20 protein-coding genes are annotated in these 15,493 nt (G+C 70.3%); 11 read left to right on the top strand and 9 right to left on the bottom strand.

The window, feature by feature from the left end; genetic code table 11:
- Window positions 1-401: 401 nt before the first annotated feature.
- Entirely contained in the window at window positions 402-794 is a 393-nt protein-coding gene (locus tag ACFWNN_RS38910; RefSeq protein WP_382444982.1) for a GyrI-like domain-containing protein, read from the top strand.
- Here ACFWNN_RS38910 and bla read toward each other — a convergent pair.
- Window positions 787-1,668 carry a class A beta-lactamase gene (gene bla, locus ACFWNN_RS38905; protein WP_382444981.1) on the bottom strand — a complete coding sequence of 294 codons (882 nt, stop codon included), beginning with the start codon at window positions 1,666-1,668 and terminating at the stop codon, window positions 787-789. The genes ACFWNN_RS38910 and bla overlap by 8 nt on opposite strands.
- Before the next feature lie 65 nt (window positions 1,669-1,733).
- Complete coding sequence (locus tag ACFWNN_RS38900; protein WP_382444980.1) at window positions 1,734-2,564, bottom strand: phosphatase PAP2 family protein; 831 nt, start codon at window positions 2,562-2,564, stop codon at window positions 1,734-1,736.
- A 67-nt stretch (window positions 2,565-2,631) separates the two neighbouring features.
- Here ACFWNN_RS38900 and ACFWNN_RS38895 point away from each other — a divergent pair, with 67 nt between their 5' ends.
- The gene (locus ACFWNN_RS38895) at window positions 2,632-2,967 is read left to right on the top strand and encodes a hypothetical protein (protein WP_382444979.1); all 336 of its coding nucleotides are present in this window, start codon (window positions 2,632-2,634) and stop codon (window positions 2,965-2,967) included.
- Here ACFWNN_RS38895 and ACFWNN_RS38890 read toward each other — a convergent pair.
- The gene (locus ACFWNN_RS38890) at window positions 2,940-3,605 is read right to left on the bottom strand and encodes a TetR/AcrR family transcriptional regulator (protein WP_382444978.1); all 666 of its coding nucleotides are present in this window, start codon (window positions 3,603-3,605) and stop codon (window positions 2,940-2,942) included. The two genes, ACFWNN_RS38895 and ACFWNN_RS38890, sit on opposite strands and share 28 nt — an antisense overlap.
- Before the next feature lie 79 nt (window positions 3,606-3,684).
- On the opposite strand from ACFWNN_RS38890, the gene ACFWNN_RS38885 reads away from it, so the two are divergent.
- Complete coding sequence (locus tag ACFWNN_RS38885; protein WP_382444977.1) at window positions 3,685-4,734, top strand: hypothetical protein; 1,050 nt, start codon at window positions 3,685-3,687, stop codon at window positions 4,732-4,734.
- An 11-nt stretch (window positions 4,735-4,745) separates the two neighbouring features.
- Window positions 4,746-5,309: an ester cyclase gene (locus ACFWNN_RS38880; RefSeq protein ID WP_382444976.1), complete on the top strand. Its 564-nt coding sequence runs from the start codon at window positions 4,746-4,748 to the stop codon at window positions 5,307-5,309.
- On the opposite strand, the gene ACFWNN_RS38875 is transcribed toward ACFWNN_RS38880, so the two are convergent.
- On the bottom strand, window positions 5,306-5,911 hold the full coding sequence (locus ACFWNN_RS38875; RefSeq protein ID WP_382444975.1) for a response regulator: 606 nt from the start codon (window positions 5,909-5,911) through the stop codon (window positions 5,306-5,308). The genes ACFWNN_RS38880 and ACFWNN_RS38875 overlap by 4 nt on opposite strands.
- A complete protein-coding gene (locus ACFWNN_RS38870; RefSeq protein ID WP_382444974.1) occupies window positions 5,908-6,870 on the bottom strand; it encodes a sensor histidine kinase in 963 nt (320 codons plus the stop codon). Before ACFWNN_RS38870 ends, ACFWNN_RS38875 begins: the two co-directional genes overlap by 4 nt.
- A gap of 75 nt (window positions 6,871-6,945) precedes the next feature.
- Between ACFWNN_RS38870 and ACFWNN_RS38865 the strand changes: the two genes are divergently transcribed.
- Window positions 6,946-7,470 (top strand): heme-binding protein, encoded by a 525-nt coding sequence (locus ACFWNN_RS38865; RefSeq protein WP_382444973.1) that lies wholly within the window; start codon window positions 6,946-6,948, stop codon window positions 7,468-7,470.
- A 125-nt stretch (window positions 7,471-7,595) separates the two neighbouring features.
- Here the strand turns inward: ACFWNN_RS38865 and ACFWNN_RS38860 are convergent, their stop codons facing one another.
- Window positions 7,596-7,799 carry a hypothetical protein gene (locus ACFWNN_RS38860; RefSeq protein ID WP_382444972.1) on the bottom strand — a complete coding sequence of 68 codons (204 nt, stop codon included), beginning with the start codon at window positions 7,797-7,799 and terminating at the stop codon, window positions 7,596-7,598.
- A gap of 118 nt (window positions 7,800-7,917) precedes the next feature.
- Window positions 7,918-8,319 carry a hypothetical protein gene (locus tag ACFWNN_RS38855; protein ID WP_382444971.1) on the bottom strand — a complete coding sequence of 134 codons (402 nt, stop codon included), beginning with the start codon at window positions 8,317-8,319 and terminating at the stop codon, window positions 7,918-7,920.
- Window positions 8,320-8,417: 98 nt separating this feature from the next.
- On the opposite strand from ACFWNN_RS38855, the gene ACFWNN_RS38850 reads away from it, so the two are divergent.
- Window positions 8,418-9,242, top strand: coding sequence for a class II glutamine amidotransferase (locus ACFWNN_RS38850; RefSeq protein WP_382444970.1), 825 nt, complete (start codon window positions 8,418-8,420; stop codon window positions 9,240-9,242).
- A 99-nt stretch (window positions 9,243-9,341) separates the two neighbouring features.
- Complete coding sequence (locus ACFWNN_RS38845) at window positions 9,342-9,917, top strand: DUF4360 domain-containing protein (protein WP_382444969.1); 576 nt, start codon at window positions 9,342-9,344, stop codon at window positions 9,915-9,917.
- On the opposite strand, the gene ACFWNN_RS38840 is transcribed toward ACFWNN_RS38845, so the two are convergent.
- Complete coding sequence (locus ACFWNN_RS38840; protein ID WP_382444983.1) at window positions 9,862-11,145, bottom strand: glycosyltransferase 87 family protein; 1,284 nt, start codon at window positions 11,143-11,145, stop codon at window positions 9,862-9,864. The two genes, ACFWNN_RS38845 and ACFWNN_RS38840, sit on opposite strands and share 56 nt — an antisense overlap.
- A gap of 256 nt (window positions 11,146-11,401) precedes the next feature.
- Here ACFWNN_RS38840 and ACFWNN_RS38835 point away from each other — a divergent pair, with 256 nt between their 5' ends.
- The 4 genes from ACFWNN_RS38835 to ACFWNN_RS38820 all read left to right on the top strand — a co-directional run bounded on the left by ACFWNN_RS38835 (window position 11,402) and on the right by ACFWNN_RS38820 (window position 13,598).
- Window positions 11,402-11,938: an RNA polymerase sigma factor gene (locus ACFWNN_RS38835; protein ID WP_382444968.1), complete on the top strand. Its 537-nt coding sequence runs from the start codon at window positions 11,402-11,404 to the stop codon at window positions 11,936-11,938.
- Window positions 11,931-12,962, top strand: coding sequence for a CU044_5270 family protein (locus ACFWNN_RS38830; RefSeq protein ID WP_382444967.1), 1,032 nt, complete (start codon window positions 11,931-11,933; stop codon window positions 12,960-12,962). The genes ACFWNN_RS38835 and ACFWNN_RS38830 overlap by 8 nt, the downstream gene beginning before the upstream one ends.
- 70 nt (window positions 12,963-13,032) lie before the next feature.
- Window positions 13,033-13,461: a cupin domain-containing protein gene (locus ACFWNN_RS38825; RefSeq protein ID WP_382444966.1), complete on the top strand. Its 429-nt coding sequence runs from the start codon at window positions 13,033-13,035 to the stop codon at window positions 13,459-13,461.
- Complete coding sequence (locus tag ACFWNN_RS38820; RefSeq protein WP_382444965.1) at window positions 13,458-13,598, top strand: hypothetical protein; 141 nt, start codon at window positions 13,458-13,460, stop codon at window positions 13,596-13,598. The genes ACFWNN_RS38825 and ACFWNN_RS38820 overlap by 4 nt, the downstream gene beginning before the upstream one ends.
- Before the next feature lie 59 nt (window positions 13,599-13,657).
- On the opposite strand, the gene ACFWNN_RS38815 is transcribed toward ACFWNN_RS38820, so the two are convergent.
- On the bottom strand, window positions 13,658-15,382 hold the full coding sequence (locus tag ACFWNN_RS38815) for an L-aspartate oxidase (RefSeq protein WP_382444964.1): 1,725 nt from the start codon (window positions 15,380-15,382) through the stop codon (window positions 13,658-13,660).
- Between the last annotated feature and the right edge of the window lie 111 nt (window positions 15,383-15,493).

The following is a 15,493-nucleotide window of genomic DNA, read 5'->3' as shown; positions in this document are numbered from 1 at the left end:
ACCTCGCACCCAAAGTCAAGCCCCAATCTCTTTGCAGCGTGGGCACGTTGAGCCGGTACGTCACGTCATTACCGGTTGCCGTGGTGCGCCCAGGAGGGACGCCTCGCCTTCGGCATTGCGTTGAGGTCGGGTAGCTCGGCTCCGCCATTGCCGGACGCACGCTCAGACGGGCTCGCCTTCGGCATCGCGGACACCTCAAGCCATTGGTGACCTGAGTCTTGGCCCAGCCCGTCTTGGCCCAACCGGACTGTCAGACCTCGTCTGTACATTGGGTCGCGGGGGACCTGTGTGCAAGGGGGACGCCTGCGTGAGCCTGCCCCGCCTCGCCCCTTCCCTCCCCCGTGCCCAGAACGGCCCGCTCCTCCTTGCGCGGTGGCGGTTCGGCGGCCACGATCGGTGCGGTGCGGAACGACGTGATCAGCCGCCCGGACGTGCCCGTGTTGGAGCACACCGTCGCTGACGAGCTCGCGGCGATGACCGAGGCGTGGGACTGGTTCGAGAACCTCGTGGGTCTCAAGGGGCGCAGGATGTTCGCCCGCGTTGACGAGACGGCCGGGACCTACACGGTGTGCACGCCGGTGAAGCCCGGGGACTCGTTCGGGCTTGCCGTCGGGGTGTTGGCGGGTGGTCGGTATCGGCGGGTGGTGCTGGAGGGTGATCCGCCCGCGTTGTACGGGCGGATCGGGCCTGCCATGGAGTCGCTGAAGACCTTGGGGCCGTGGGACTCCGAGCGGCCGCTGGTCGAGTTCTACCGGCGGCACACGGTGGTCGAGTTGTGGGTGCCGGTCAGCTGAAGGTTGCGGCTACCAGTTCTGCGGTTTTGGCCAGCAGGGGTTCGTCTGCCGTGCCGGTCGGGTCGTCCTTGCGGGTGGAGAGGACAGCGATCACGATTGGCGCGCGGCCCGGCGGGAAGGCGATGCCCACGTCGTTGGTGGTGCCGTAGCTGCCGGTGCCGGTCTTGTCGCCCCAGCGCCAGGCGGACGGGAGGCCCGCGCGGATTCGGTTGCCGCCTGTGGTGTTGGCCAGCAGCCACTTGGTGAGCTGGTCGGAGTCGTTGGAGTTCAGGGCGTGGCCGAGGGTCAGGCGCGCGTTGCTCTGGCCGATGGCTCGTGGGGAGGTGGTGTCGGTGATGCGGCCCGGTTCCGCCGAGTTGAGTTCTGGTTCCCAGCGGTCCAGGCGGGTGACCGGGTCGCCGATCGAGCGGCTGAAGCGGCTGATGGCCGTGGGACCGCCGAGTTCCTTGAGCAGGAGGTTGGCCGCGCAGTTGTCGCTGTAGGTGATGGTGGCCTCGCAGAGGGCCTTGACGGTCATGCCGTTCGCCAGGTTCTCGGGCTTGCCGGTGATCGGGCCGTAGCCCGACTTGTCCACATCGGACTGGGTGTAGGTGATCACCTTGCCCAGCAGCGTTCCGTCGCGGTCCTTGCGGAGGATCGCGGCGGCCGCGATGGTCTTGAAGGTCGAGCACAGCGGGAAGAGTTCGTCCGCCCGGTGCAGCACCGTGCGGCCGGTGCCGGTGTCGGTCGCGAACACGCCGAGGCGCGCGTTGTGTTGTTTCTCCAGGTCGCGCAGCCTGCCGGTGACCGTCGAGGCCTGCGCCGTGGCGGGCACCGTCACCGCCAGGGCCGCCCCCGCACCCCACGTCAGCACGGCACGTCGGTTAACGCTCAACGTCCTGTCCCCTCACTCCGGAAACCTCTCCCAGTTGACAGGACGCGCGGGAGATCAACTGGTTGTCATGCGATCCTGCGCCAGCACGCGAGGTAGGTGAGCGCGGCGATCAGCGAGCCCGCCGACGCGAGCGAGCCGGCACCGAGGTAGATCACCCACTCGTCGGCGTTGAGGCCCTCCTGGGCCAGCGGGAAGACCCAGAGGATCAGGCCGAGCGCGAGGGTGGCGGCTGCGGCGAGCGACCAGAAGACGACCAGCACGACACGTCCGACGCGACGCGGACCGGTGTAGGGCTCCAGCGATCCCTTGCGCTGCAACCACCACGCGGCCAGCGCGGCGATCGCGAGCGCGATGCCGTCGGCGGCGAGGGTGTCGCTCAGGCGGTGCCACTTCGCGGTCAGCGTGTACTGGCCGATCGCCGTCGCCCACGGCAGCACGAAGAACAGCATGACGCCGCGCCACTTCCACGGCACGACGATGATCGCCGCGAACAGCACCGTCATCGCGATCGTCGTGTGTCCACTCGGGAGGCTGTTGTGCGCGTAGTCGCCGGAGACCTCGACCAGGTGCGGGCGCGGCAGGATGAACCGCTTGAGGGCCTGCACCACCACCTGCCCCGCGACGATCACGCCGACGGCCGCGACGGTGAGGTCCCAGCGCTTGCGGAGCACGCCGACGAGCGCCACGGCGACCACGGCCGCGGCCAGCGAGTAGATCGTGATCTGGCCGAGCGCCTGCCAGGCGGCGTCGGCCTCGTCGACGTTGTCCTGGTCGGCGCCGCGCAGAGCCGCGTTCTCGATGGTCTGACCGGCCCTCGTCAGCACGGCGAGGACGTACACGACCGCCGCGAAGACGAATCCGGCCACCGCGACCACGGGCCACCGTCGAAGGTTCACGCCACGGGAGTCTGCCGCCGTTCGGACCGGCCCGCAGTTCGAAGATCAACGGGCATACTCGTGCCGCATGGACCTCGAGGACGGCGGCAGGATCCCGCAGCACGCGCGGCAGCGGTTCCTGCGCGGCCTGTGGGAGATCATCGACCAGCACGGACCCGGACCGACGTACGTGCGCGGGGACGCCGCCCGCGAACGCCTCGAAGCCCTCGGTGCCTCCCCCGACGACCTGCGGGCCTACGCGCGGCTGGTCGCCTACGAGGCGCTGCACTCGGCCCTGTACTTCCTGGACGATCCCGCCGACGACGACCCCGGCCCGGGCTGGGCGTTGATCGAGACCTCCGGCGGGGAACTGACCGGGCGCCTCGTCCAGGGCCTCTACGAGGACCTCGACCCCGACCATTGAACCCGCTCCAAGACGGCGGTGATCGCGAGGTCCACCGTGTACTCGAACTCGGCCGCGCGGTCGAACTCGGCGAGGTGCGGCGCCGTCGCGGCGATCGCGGTCAGCCCGGCGGCTTGGAGTGCCTCCAAGCGTTCGCCGTCGTCTCCCCCGAACGTGGGCGCAGCCGACACCTCGCGCAGCAGCGTGCCGATCAACGTGGCGAGCAGCATCCGCAGCAGGTGCACGGCCTCGTCCGGCTCGGCACCGGCCGCGAGCAGCACGGTCAGCACGGCGTCGACCGGTTGGAGGCCCTCCAATGACGACAGCTGCCGGGTGAGCACGAGCGGCGCGGCTCCCGGATGGGCCAGCGCGCGGTCGCGGAAGGCGTGCGCGATGGCGTGCAGGTCGTGCCGCGCGTCCCCGGTCGGCGCCGGCAGGGCGAGGCCGCTCAGCAGCTGTTCGGCGACGGCGTCGAGCAGGCCGTCCTTGCCGTCGACGTGGTTGTAGAGGCTCTTCGCGTCCACGCCGAGCAGGCGCGCGACCGACCGCATGCCGACGGCCGCCACGCCCTCGTCGCCGATGACCTGCAACGTCGCCGCGACGATGGACTCGCGGGACAGCAGCGGGGTGCGCGGACGGCCGCGGCGCGTGTCAGTCACCTGGCCATTGTGCCTTGCGGATGTCCACGGTGTGGGTTTAACCTCCCAATTAACCCACACCGTGGGTATTGGAGGGGTGATGCGCTTCCCGTGGGGAACGGCGGCCGACCTGCCGACGATCGGCACCGAGATCGACACGCTCGCGGCGATGGACGTCGAGGGCGGCCCAGGCGCGCGGCTGCGGGTGGCCCGTGAGCGCGGACTGGCGTTCCGGCGCGAGTTCGCCACGACCGGCACGCCGGGCAGCATCGTGACGCGCGACCTGGTGACGTTGCCGTACCCGACGCGGTTCGGGCTGTTCCGGGCGTCGCGGGCGATCGCGCCGTTCCTGTCGATCACGAACCGCATGCTGGTGATCCGCTGGGACGACAAGGTGCTGTTGTTCGAGCCGAGCGACCACGAGCACGGCCGCTACACGCCGTACTTCGAGGACCTGTCCGAACGCACGCCGGACGTGGTGGAGCGCCGCATGGTCAAGGTCCACGGCACCGTGCCCGACCACCTGGCGGCGCTCGGCATCGCGCCCGAGGACGTCGACTACCTGATGTTCGACCACCTGCACACGCAGGACCTGCGGCGATGGATCGGCACGTCGACCACGCCCGCGCTGTTCCCCAACGCCAAGGTGATCGTGCAACGCGACGAGCTGATGGCGATGGCCGAGCTCCACCCGTTGCAGAAGCCCTGGTACCAGCCCGCGACCTATGCCGACGTGCCGCCGGAGGCGTTCCTGCCGATCGACGGCTCGGTCGTGCTCGGCCCCGGCGTCGCCGTGATCAAGACGCCGGGCCACGTGTTCGGCAACCAGAGCCTCGTCGTCAACACCTCGACCGGCATCTGGGTGAGCAGCGAGAACGTGATCGCCGCCGAGGCCCTGACCCCGGAGCATTCGAAGCTGCCGGGGCTGTCCTCGTGGTCACGGCGGTGGCAGCAGGAGGTCGTGCTCAACGCCAACACCGTCGAGACCACGGCCGACCAGTACAACTCGATCGTGCTGGAGAAGACCATCGCCGACCGCAGCACCGCGGACCCGCGCTTCCTCCAGTTCTTCCCGTCCAGCGAGCTCACCGGCGCCTGGACGAACCCCGGCACCAGGCCCACCTTCACCCACGGCCAGATCGTCCACTGAGGAGCGTCCCGATGACGTCACGTTTCGTCCTGCCACCGGAAGAAGTCCTGCGGGCACGCGAAAAGCTGGTGCTCGACCACTTCCGCGACGAGGTGGCCCACGACTGGGACGCCACGCTCTCGACGTTCCCGCACCCCCACTACGAGATCATCGCGCAGATGGTCGTCCACGACGGCGACGACGCGGTCCGCCAGTACTACACCGACACCCGCGTGGCGTTCCCCGACCAGCACCACGAGCTGATCGCGTTCCGGCACAGCGTCGACGCCGTGATCGTCGAGTTCTGGCTCCTCGGCACGCACCTCGGCCCGCTGGGCAAGATCCCGGCCACCGGCGGCAAGCACCGCACGCGGATGAACGCGTACTTCATCTTCGACGAGAACGAGAACCTCGTCACCGAGCGGATCTACTTCGACCAGTTGAGCGTGTTGAAGCAGGTGATCGGCGGGATCGACCGGAAGAAGCCGAGCGGGATCGCGAAGCTGCTGAAGGTGCTGCGCGGGATGCTCGCGATGTCGGGCAGCCGGCCGGACCCGCGCCTGACCAGGACGACGCCGCCGAGCCTGGACGACTAGAGCCGGATCAGCTTGCGTTCCACGGCGGTCGTCACGGCCGCCGTGCGCGTCTCCACGCCGAGCTTCGCGAAGATCCGCACCAGGTGCGTCTTCACGGTGGCCTCGCTGATGAACAACGCCTTCGCGATCTCCCGGTTCGACAGGCCGCGGGCGAGGTGTTCGAGGATCTGGACCTCGCGCTTGCTGAGCTTCGGGGCCGGGCCGCGGACCTGGCGCAGCAGCCGTTGCGCGATGTCCGGGGAGAGCACGGTCTGGCCGGTCGAGGCCGTGCGGACGGCCTTGGCGAGCTCCTCGGGCGCGCAGTCCTTCAGCAGGTAGCCGATGGCGCCGGCCTCCACGGCGCGGACGATGTCGGCGTCCGAGTCGTAGGTGGTGAGCACCACGACCTGCGGGGCGTCCGGGAGTGCGCGGATGCGGCGGGTGGCCTCCACGCCGTCGATTCCCTTGCCCAGTTGGAGATCCATCAGAACGACGTCCACTGTGGACGCTTGGGTGACCGCCTGCTCGCCCGTGGCGGCCTCGATCACCTCGAAGTCCCGGGACAGCAGGCCCACGAGGCCGAACCTGACCACCGGGTGGTCGTCGACGACGAGGACCTTCACGGCGTCGGCACCGTCACGGCCACGGCGGTTCCCTCCCCCGGCGCGCTCTCCACGGACACGGTGCCGCCCAGTTCGGTGATGCGGCCGCGGATCGAGGCCAAGCCGTAGCCGCGGCCCTCGGTGGTGCGGGTGGCGGCGGGGTCGAAGCCTCGGCCGTTGTCCACGACGTCCAGTGTCACCGCGTCTCCCAGGTAGGACAACGTGATCGCCACGCGGGAGGCGTGCGCGTGTTCGGAGGCGTTGGCGACGGCTCCCTGGGCCACGCGGAGGAGGGCCACCTCGGTCTGCACGCTCAACGGGTACGGGTCGCCGTCGACCTCGACGTGCGGGCAGAGGCGGTGGAGGGCGTCCACGAGGGTGCCGCGCAGGGGTGAGAGGTCGCGGACGAAGCGGCGGGCCTCGGTCAGGTTCTCGCGGGCGACGGAGGCCGCGCGGTCGGTTTCTCCCAGTGACAGCAACAGGTTGATGCTGGAGAAGCCCTGCGCGAGGGTGTCGTGGATCTCGCGCGCGAGGCGTTGGCGTTCCTCCAGGACACCGGCCTCGTGCAGGAGGCGGGCGCGGTCGAAGAACACCGCCGCGGTCAGCACCGCCACGCCGACCGGGCCGAGGACGAGCGACCAGTCGAACGTCGCCGCCAGCCTGATCTGCGCCAGCACCACGGCGAACGTCAGCAGGGCCGCGATCGGCAGCGCCACGCGCGGCCTGAGCTGGCGCAGGCACTGGAAGAACAACGGGATCGCGCACCAGCCGAAGCTCGGCGCGAGCCACACGAGCACCAGCCACACGGCCAGCACCGCGGGCAACGCGCTGGTCCAGCGCACGCCGGCGGGATAGGCGACGCCGAGCGCGAGAGCCAGGCCGAGCACGACGAGGTCGGCGCCGTGGTACGCGACGTACCGCGCCGCCGACGCCGTCAGCAGCACGTAGAAACCCGCGTGCATCGCCCTGTGCAGCCACACGTCGGCGACTGTAGGCGAGGGCGGCGGCCCGGCGGGTCAACCGATGGGTTGAACCGAGGTTCAACCGTCACCACCATGGAACGGGCGCGCGAACGCGGCACCGTTGGGGCCATGGACATCAAGAAGATCGCAATCGCCACCCTGGTCGTGCTGAGCGTCGGCGGCGGCTACGCGGCGGCCGACCAGCGCACCCCCACCCGCACGGAGAAGGTGCTGACCATCGACGCGGCGATCAAGGCCGCGCAGGCCACCCTCGACGCCGCCGAGAAGGAGAACCAGCGCGTCACGGTCGCCGTCGTCGACCGCAGCGGCGACCTCGTGGTGCTGCTCGCCGGGGACGGCGCCGGCCCGCAGACCGAGGAGTCCGCGCGGCGCAAGGCGTTCACGGCCGTGTCGTTCAACGCCCCGACCTCGGAGCTCGCCGGCCGCGTCACCGGCCAGGGCGCCACCCTGCGCGACATCCCCGGCACGTTGTTCCTGGCGGGTGGCGTGCCGGTGGCGGTCGACGGCACGTCGGTGGCGGGCATCGGGGTGGGCGGCGCGCCCAGCGGCGACCTGGACGAGAAGTTCGCGAAGGCCGGCCTGGCCACCCTGAGGTGAGCGGCTTGGAGGCCGTCAGTGCGACGGAGCGGACGGCATCCACATGAATCGGACGAGACGAACTCGAGGAGCATTGGCTTCCGTTCTTTCGGCAACTCCGGAAAGGGAGCTCCAGCCGCGATCCGTCAGCAGTGCCGGCCGTCCGGGGCGGAGGAGCGTTCTCTCGTCAGATAGCAGAAGCGGGCGTTTTCCGCTGCGAACAGGGCCGTCAGGCGGCCGGACAACGTCGATGAACTGCGTATTTGCGACTCGCGGCGGTGCTGATCGACGTCCGATGCGTACTTGAAATCCCACGAAATGTTCCTGAGCACGCCCATGAAGTCGCTCATCTCCGCGGACTTGACGAACCGCTGGCTGAACAACGTTCTTGACCAATGCATCCACACGAACCGCGAACCGATGACCTCGAACGTGCGCTCAGCGGTGCTGTGGTGACCGGGGTCCCGGTCAGCGGCGCCGGTCGGTCGTGCTCCAGCCCTGGTTGATCCGCACCGTCTGTTCGGGATCGACGGACTCGGGCGCGACGGCGTGCCGTGCCACGTGGCGGCCCGGCTTCGGCTTCTTGCCCATCAGCATGAGCGCCACGGCGAGGAGCAGGCCCACGGTCGCGAGACCTGCCGCCACGGCACGGGCCGCCGGGTGTTCGAGGATCAGCGTGGAGATCGTCAGGGCCAGCACGAGGGCCGCGATCGGGCCGATGACGGCGATGTCCGAGCGCTCCTCGGGCACCTGGGCGGCGGGCTCCGCCGGGGGCGCCACCTGCGTGACCGGCGCGTAGACCTCGATCGTCTCGAAGTTCGCGCGCGGCGGTTCGTAGGGCGGCTGCCGTAAGCCGGGAGGGACCGTCACCCCCGCCATGCTGCCCGAGGAAGGCGCGTCGCCGCAAACCTCCCATTCCGGTCTGCTACGTGTTCCCATGTAGCGCTGGGTTTTCGAGGAGGTTCGTGATGTGCCGGTGGCTCGCTTACTCCGGTTCGCCGGTCTTGCTGGAGGAGTTGCTCTACGCACCGGAGAACTCGCTCGTCATGCAGTCGAAGCACGCCCGGCTGGGGGCCACGGCGGTGAACGGCGACGGGTTCGGCATCGGCTGGTACGGCAGCACGAGCACGCCAGGGCTGTTCCTCAGCACCGAGCCCGCGTGGAACGACCGCAACCTGCGGGAGCTGTCCGCGCAGATCACCGTCGACCGGGTCTTCGCGCACGTGCGGGCGTCCACGGGCGGCGCGGTGCAGCGGTCGAACTGCCACCCGTTCCGCCACCAGAACTGGCTGTGGATGCACAACGGGCTCATCGCCAAGTTCCCGCTGGTGCGGCGCGAGCTGATGCTGGCGATCGACCCGGCACTGTTCCCGCTGGTCGAGGGGTCGACGGACTCGGAGATCATGTTCTACCTGGCGATCAGCTTCGGGCTCGAGCAGGACCCGCCGGCCGCGGTGGCGCGCATGGTCGAGTTCGTCGAGGACGTCGGGCGGCGCGCGGGCGTCGAGTACCCGATCCAGATGACGGTCGCGGTCACCGACGGCTCGACGACCTGGGCGTTCCGCTACTCGAGCCGCGGCAAGTCGCGATCGCTGTTCCACAGCACCGACGTGACGACGTTGCGCCGCCAGTACCCGGACAACCCGGCGCTGCACGACCTCACCGACGACTCGCGGCTGGTCGTGTCCGAACCGCTGGGCGACCTGGTCGGGGCCTGGCAGGAGGTGCCCGAGTCGACGTGCGTGATCGTCCGGACGGGCGTCGAGGAGGAGCTCGTGCCGTTCAAGCCGTGACCCGGACCGGGAATCGTCAGGCAACCGTCAGCCGACGCACCCCGATCCGTCATAGCGTCTGGTGCTGCCGCCGCCACGGACCCCTCGGAGAGGTTCCTCATGCTCACCACGGCAGCGGCAGCACTCATCGCCTTAACGGCGCTCACCCCGGCGGCCCAGGCGCCCGTCCTGGAGGTCGTCACGGTCAACGGATCGGGGTGCGCGGCGGGCGACGCCGACGTCAAGACCGACGACCGCACCTTCACGATCGGCTACCACCAGTTCCTGGCCAGGGCGGGCAACGACTCGTCCCCCGTCGACCTGCGCAAGAACTGCCAGGTCAGCCTGCGCGTCAACGTCCCCGACGGATACACCTTCGCGTTGGTTAGAACCTCTTACAACGGTTACACCCACTTGCAATCGGGAGCCACCGGACTGAGTCGCGTCAGCACCTACGTGCAGGGGACGACGCCGACCGCGACGGTGAGCCAGCCGTTCACCGGGCCGTTCAGCGACGCCTGGCAGACCCACTACCGGCCGAACTCGGCGGACGTCCAGTGGGTGCCGTGCGGGGAGCAGCGCAACATCAACATCAACGCCGAGGTCCGCGTCGCGCTCGGCTCGGCGGACCCCGACCGGCTCAACTTCGCGATCGTGGAGTCGAGCCGCGGCGCGGTCCGGGTGAAGCGCTGCTGAGCGTCAGCCTGGTGGCGGCCACGGCGGCCGCCGCCAGGCCGGCGAGCGCGACCCACGTGTAGGCGTCGCCGTAGACGTGCTCCTGCCAGCTCCAGAGCATCTCCTTGTCCCCGGTGCTCGGCAGCCAGCCGAACGGGTGCACGAGGAAGATCACCAGCAGCACCCCGAGCACCGGCCGCGCCCAGGTGCGGCGGGTGAACGCCAGCGCGAGGAACGCGGGCACGCACCAGACCCAGTGGTGCGACCAGGAGACCGGGGAGACGAGCAGCCCGGCCGTCGCGATCGCGGTGAGCGCGACGACCTCGTCGCGGGCGCGCCAGGCGGCGACGACCGCGAGCGTCACGACGATCAGCGACAGACCGGTCCAGATCAGCGACTCGGCGTGCTCGCCGGGGTTGATCCGGTGCAGGAACCCGCGAACCGACTGGTTGGTCGCGTAGGCGAGGCCACCGGCGCGGCTCGTGTCGAAGATCGCGTTGAACCAGAACTCGGCGGAGTCCTTCGCGGCGAACAGGAACCCGAGCACGGCCATGCCCGCGAACCCGGCCAGCGCCATCGCCGCGGCCCGCCACTCGCGGCGCACCAGGAAGTAGAGCAGGAAGATCAGCGGGGTCAGCTTGATCGCGGCGGCCACGCCGATCAGCAGGCCGCGGAACCTCGGGTCGCGCACCGCCAGCGCGTCGACCACGACGATCGCCATCAGCACGAGGTTGATCTGCCCGAACAGGAACGTCGAGATCACGGGCTCCAGCGACACCCCGAGGATCGCGACGACGGGCCCGACCGTCCAGGCCACGTCCGGGCGGCGGCTGAGCGTCCTCGTGACCAGCACGCTCACGGCCGTGAGGCAGACGAAGTTCAGGGCCACCACCAGCGCGTTCGCCACCGGCACCGGCACGAACGTGAGCCCGCTGAACAACACCGCGGCGATCGGCGGGTAGGTGAACGGCAGGTTCGGGCCGTCCAACGGGCCCGGGAAGCCGACGTAGAGCGGCACGTCCTGGAGCCAGGCGAGCCCGCCGGTCCGGTACACCTGCAGGTCCAGGTAGTACGCGCCCATCGCGGCCATCTTGATCGGCAGCACCAGCAGCACGACGACCCAGATCGCGCGGACGACCTTGCGCGCGGTGGCCCAGCGGTGCCGGGTGAGGAGCCTGTTCCGGCCGGCCTCGAAGGCGTCGGCGGACATCGGCGGGATCTCGCCGGCGGCCCGGCTCAGCAACTGCATCTCGTTCACGGAAGGTTGTTGGTCGCTGCGCGCTTTCCCGTTTCCGCCAACGGGATGTGACCGTCCTCATGGGAACGCCCGATGCTCTGGAGGCCAATCGCGCAGGCGCGAGGGAGGTGACCACAGGCGCGGCGGGCGTGCTGGTGGCAGTGTGGAGCAGGTCACACCTCCTGAGCGGGAATGCTCTCGCGCCCATCGACCAATAGTTTCCGTGAGCACCGAGACAGCGCCGCCGGCGCGAACAGGAGGACCGGGGGTGACGAAGCCTCTGGACCGGGACGCGTGGGTCGAGCTGTACGACCGGCACGCCCGCGATCTGCACCGCTACCTGGCGCTGCGGGTGGACGCCGCGATCGCGGACGACCTGGTGTCCGAGGCGTTCCTCATCGCCTGGGAACGTCGTCAGAGCTTCGACCCGGCCCGCGCGAGCGTGAAGGCGTGGCTGTTCGGGATCGGGACGAACCTGCTGCGCCAGCACGTGCGCTCCGAGGGCCGGCGGCTGCGGGCCTGGGCGCGTGACCACGGCAGGCGCGCGGTGGCCGACCACGTCGACGACCGCACGGCGTCCGTCGTGGACGCCGAGTCGCTGATGAGCGACCTGGCCGAGGTGCTCGCCGACCTGCGGCCGGAGGAACGCGACGTGCTGCTGATGGTGGCGTGGGGCGACCTGAGCGCGGCCGAGGTCGCCGAGGTGACCGAGACGCCGGTGGCGACCGTGCGGACGAGGCTGTTCCGGGCGCGGGCCAAGCTGCGGGCGAAGATCAACGGACAGGAGGGTGACGACGATGCGTGAGATCCGGCAGGTCGAGGACGAGACCGTGAAGTGGGCGATGTCGGACGTCGCCCCGATGAGCGACGAGGCGTTCGACCGGGGCCGCGCGGCTCTGCTCGCGCGGATCGACGCCGCTGAACCTGTGTCCGGCGAGGTGGTTCCGCTGGCTCCGCGACGCAGGCGGCGCATCCCCGTGGTGGCCGCTGCCGCCGCGATGGTGGTGCTCGCGGGTGCCGCCCTGCTCGCCCCCTCGCTGGTGTCGCGGGTGAACGGCCCGAGCGTGGGCAGCGCGGCCGCGGCCGACCTGCTGAACAAGGCCGCGAACCTCACCGGCGACGCGAAGCTGACGCCGGACCAGTACCTGCTCGTGCAGCAGGACGCGCGCTGGTCGATGACCGAGTACGAGCACGACTGGATGTTCCTGCAGGACCAGAGGCTCCAGACGTGGATCCCGGCCGACCGCAACGGCCCGTGGCTCTACAAGCGCGAGCAGGCGAGCGGCCGCCAGTGGCTGATCGGCTCCGAGAAGGACCTCCCGCCGGACCTGAACTCGCCGTTCGACGGGGCGAGCGAGTACCGCTCCGACGGCGGACCTGCGTTGCGCGACAAGGTGAAGGTGAGCTTTCGCGACCCGTCCCCCGAGTACCTCACGACGCTGCCGGCCGACCCGAAGGAGCTGTACCGCAAGCTCCGCGACGAGGCGCAGGGCAACGAGGGACTGGCCTTCCTGCAGATGGTCAACGACGGCCTCGGCACCGGCGCGTACCCCGCGCACGTGCGGGCCGCGGTCTACCAGGCGCTGACCTACCTGCCGGGGCTGGAGGTCGTCGAGAAGGCGGCCGTGCTCGACGGCAGGACGGGCACCGCGCTCGGCGTCACCGAGAAGGAGACCACCGAGCAGATCGTGATCGACCAGACGACCGGCGAGTACCTCGGGTCGCGCACGGTGCTGGCGAAGGACGCGTGGGGGTTGAAGCAGGGCCAGGTCATCGGCACGACGTCGGTGACGACCAAGGTCGTGGCGGGGATGGGGCTCGCCTCCTGACCCGGCGCGTTGTGACAGGGGATCCGGGGTCCCCTGTCACAACGCGGCGGGCTGTCCGGTCTTCCTTGGCATGAGCCACGAACACCACCTGGACAACCCCGACCAGAGCGGGCCGCCGCCCGCCATCGACGTGATCGGCACCGTGCCGGGCGCGCCGCGGATCCCTGACGGCGCCGAGGCGATGACGATTCTCGTGACACTCCCGCCGGCCAGCCCCGGCGCGCCGCCGCACCGGCACTCCGGTCCCGCGTACGGGTACGTGGTGAAGGGCGCGATCGTCTTCGAACTGGAAGGCGAACCGGCCCGGGTCGTGCGCGCGGGCGGGACGTTCTGGGAGCCGGGCGGCGACGTCATCCACTACCAGGACGGGAACCACCTGGCGGACGAGGAGTCGCAGTTCGTCGTCACGATGTTCTGCGCGCCCGGTCAGCCGATGCTGACGGTGGTGGAGGCGGACGAACTGGAGGCGCGCAAGCACCTCAGGGCGCCGCGGCCGTGAAGACGTCGCTGACGGCGTTGGCGCGCGACCACGTCGAACTGGCCCGCGCGGCGTCGAGCGGGCGCAGTGCCGCCACCGTCCACGGTGGACACGAGCGGGCGTTGCGGCAGACCGTTATGGCGTTGCGGCTGTCCTGAGGGCCACCGGCGTCGCTGACGCGAGGAGGGGCGGGATCGCTCCCGCCCCTCCCCCGTCGTCACTCGACCAGCTTGCCGGCCGTGTCGACCTCCCTCATCAGCGCCGCGATCTCCTGCGGCACCGGGGGAATCGCCTCGCGGGCGACCTGGCCTGGGCCCGACCAGACGAGGTTGACCTGCTGCGCCGGGTCCATGTCCGGGTGGTCGGACCTGTTGTGGCAGCCGCGGGTCTCACGGCGTTCGAGGGCGCACTCCAGCGTGGCGCGGGCGGACAACGCCGACGACAGCAGGTCGAACGCGTGCGCGAGGTCCTGGAACCCAGCCAGGTCGGGGTGGACGCCGACGTCGGCGATGCGGGCTTCCAGCTCGTCGAGTTCGGCGAGGCCCTTGCGCAGGCCCGCCTCGTCGCGGACCACGCCCGCGTGTTCGGTCATGGTGTCGCGCAGGGAGCGTTGCAGGGCGCGGACGTTCTCCTGGCCGTCGGCGGCGAGCAGAGAGTCCACTTCGGACCTCGCCTCGGCCACGGCGGCCTGCGAACGGCGTTGCGCGGTCAGTGAGGAGGAGTACTCGGCGGCCGCCTCGCCGACGATGCGGCCGTAGACGAGGAGCTCGATGAGCGAGTTGCCGCCGAGGCGGTTGGCGCCGTGCAGGCCGCTGGACGCCTCGCCGATCGCGTAGAGGCCCTCGACGCCGGTGGAGTGGTCGTCCGGCGCGACCCAGACGCCGCCCATCGAGTAGTGCGCGGTGGGGGCGATCTCCATCGGCTGCTGGGTGATGTCCTTCATCTGCAGTTCCAGCAGGGTCTGGTAGACCCTCGGCAGGCGCTGCATGATCTGTTCGCGCGGCAGGTGCGAGACGTCGAGCCACACGCCGCCGTTCGGGGTGCCGCGGCCCTCCTTGATCTCGGTGTACGCGGCGAGCGCGACTCTGTCGCGAGTGGACAGTTCCATGCGTTGCGGGTCGTAGCGGGCCATGAAGCGCTCGCCGAGGGCGTTGGTGAGGACGCCGCCCTCGCCGCGGGCCGCCTCGGAGACGAGGGTGCCCGCCGCGTTCTCCGGTTCGAGCAGGCCGGACGGGTGGAACTGGACGAGCTCGGGGTCGCGGATCCTGCCTCCCGCGAGGACGGCCAGGCGGAACGAGTCGCCGGTGTTCTCGTCGCGGCGGCTGGACGTGCGGCGCCAGATGCGGGTGTGGCCGCCGGCGGCGAGGATCACCACGTCGGCATGGAAGACGTAGCGCCTGCCTGTGCCGAGGTCGAAGCCGTACGCGCCGAACACCACGTTGTCCTGCACCAGGATTCGGGTGATGTAACAGGAGTCGAGGATCGGGATCTCCAGCTGCGCGGCGCGGTTGACCAGGGTGCGCTGGATCTCCAGGCCCGTGTAGTCGCCCGCGAACGACGTGCGGCGGAACGTGTGCGCGCCGAAGAACCGTTGCGAGATGCGGCCGTCGTCCTCGCGGGCGAACGGCATGCCCCAGCGTTCGAGGTCGGCGATGCCGCGCGGCGCCTGCTCGGCCACGGTCCGCACGATGTCGGGGTTGGCGAGGAGGTAGCTCTCCTTGATGGTGTCGGCCGCGTGCTGCTGCCAGCTGTCGGCGGGGTCCATCGTGGCCAGCGCCGCGTTGATGCCGCCCGCGGCGAGAGCGGTGTGCGCGTCCGCCTTGGGGCGCTTGCCGACGACCGTCACGTCGACGCCCCGTTCGGCGAGTTCGATGGCGGCGCGCAACCCCGCGCCTCCCGTGCCGATCACCAAAACCGATGTGGCTACCTGATGTTCAGTCATCGCGGCCTCCGTTGCCCGTGTCTTCCAATAAATAGGACCGGGCAGCCTCCGAGCTTGTGACTGTTAGCTGTGTGACAGTGCGTTCGTCGCCACACCAGTAGGGTTGGTGGT

The sequence above is a fragment of the Lentzea sp. NPDC058450 genome, assembly GCF_042721395.1.
GTDB lineage: Bacteria > Actinomycetota > Actinomycetes > Mycobacteriales > Pseudonocardiaceae > Lentzea.
Note: the sequence above shows the minus strand (reverse complement) of the source record. Positions and strands in the feature narration are given on the sequence as shown.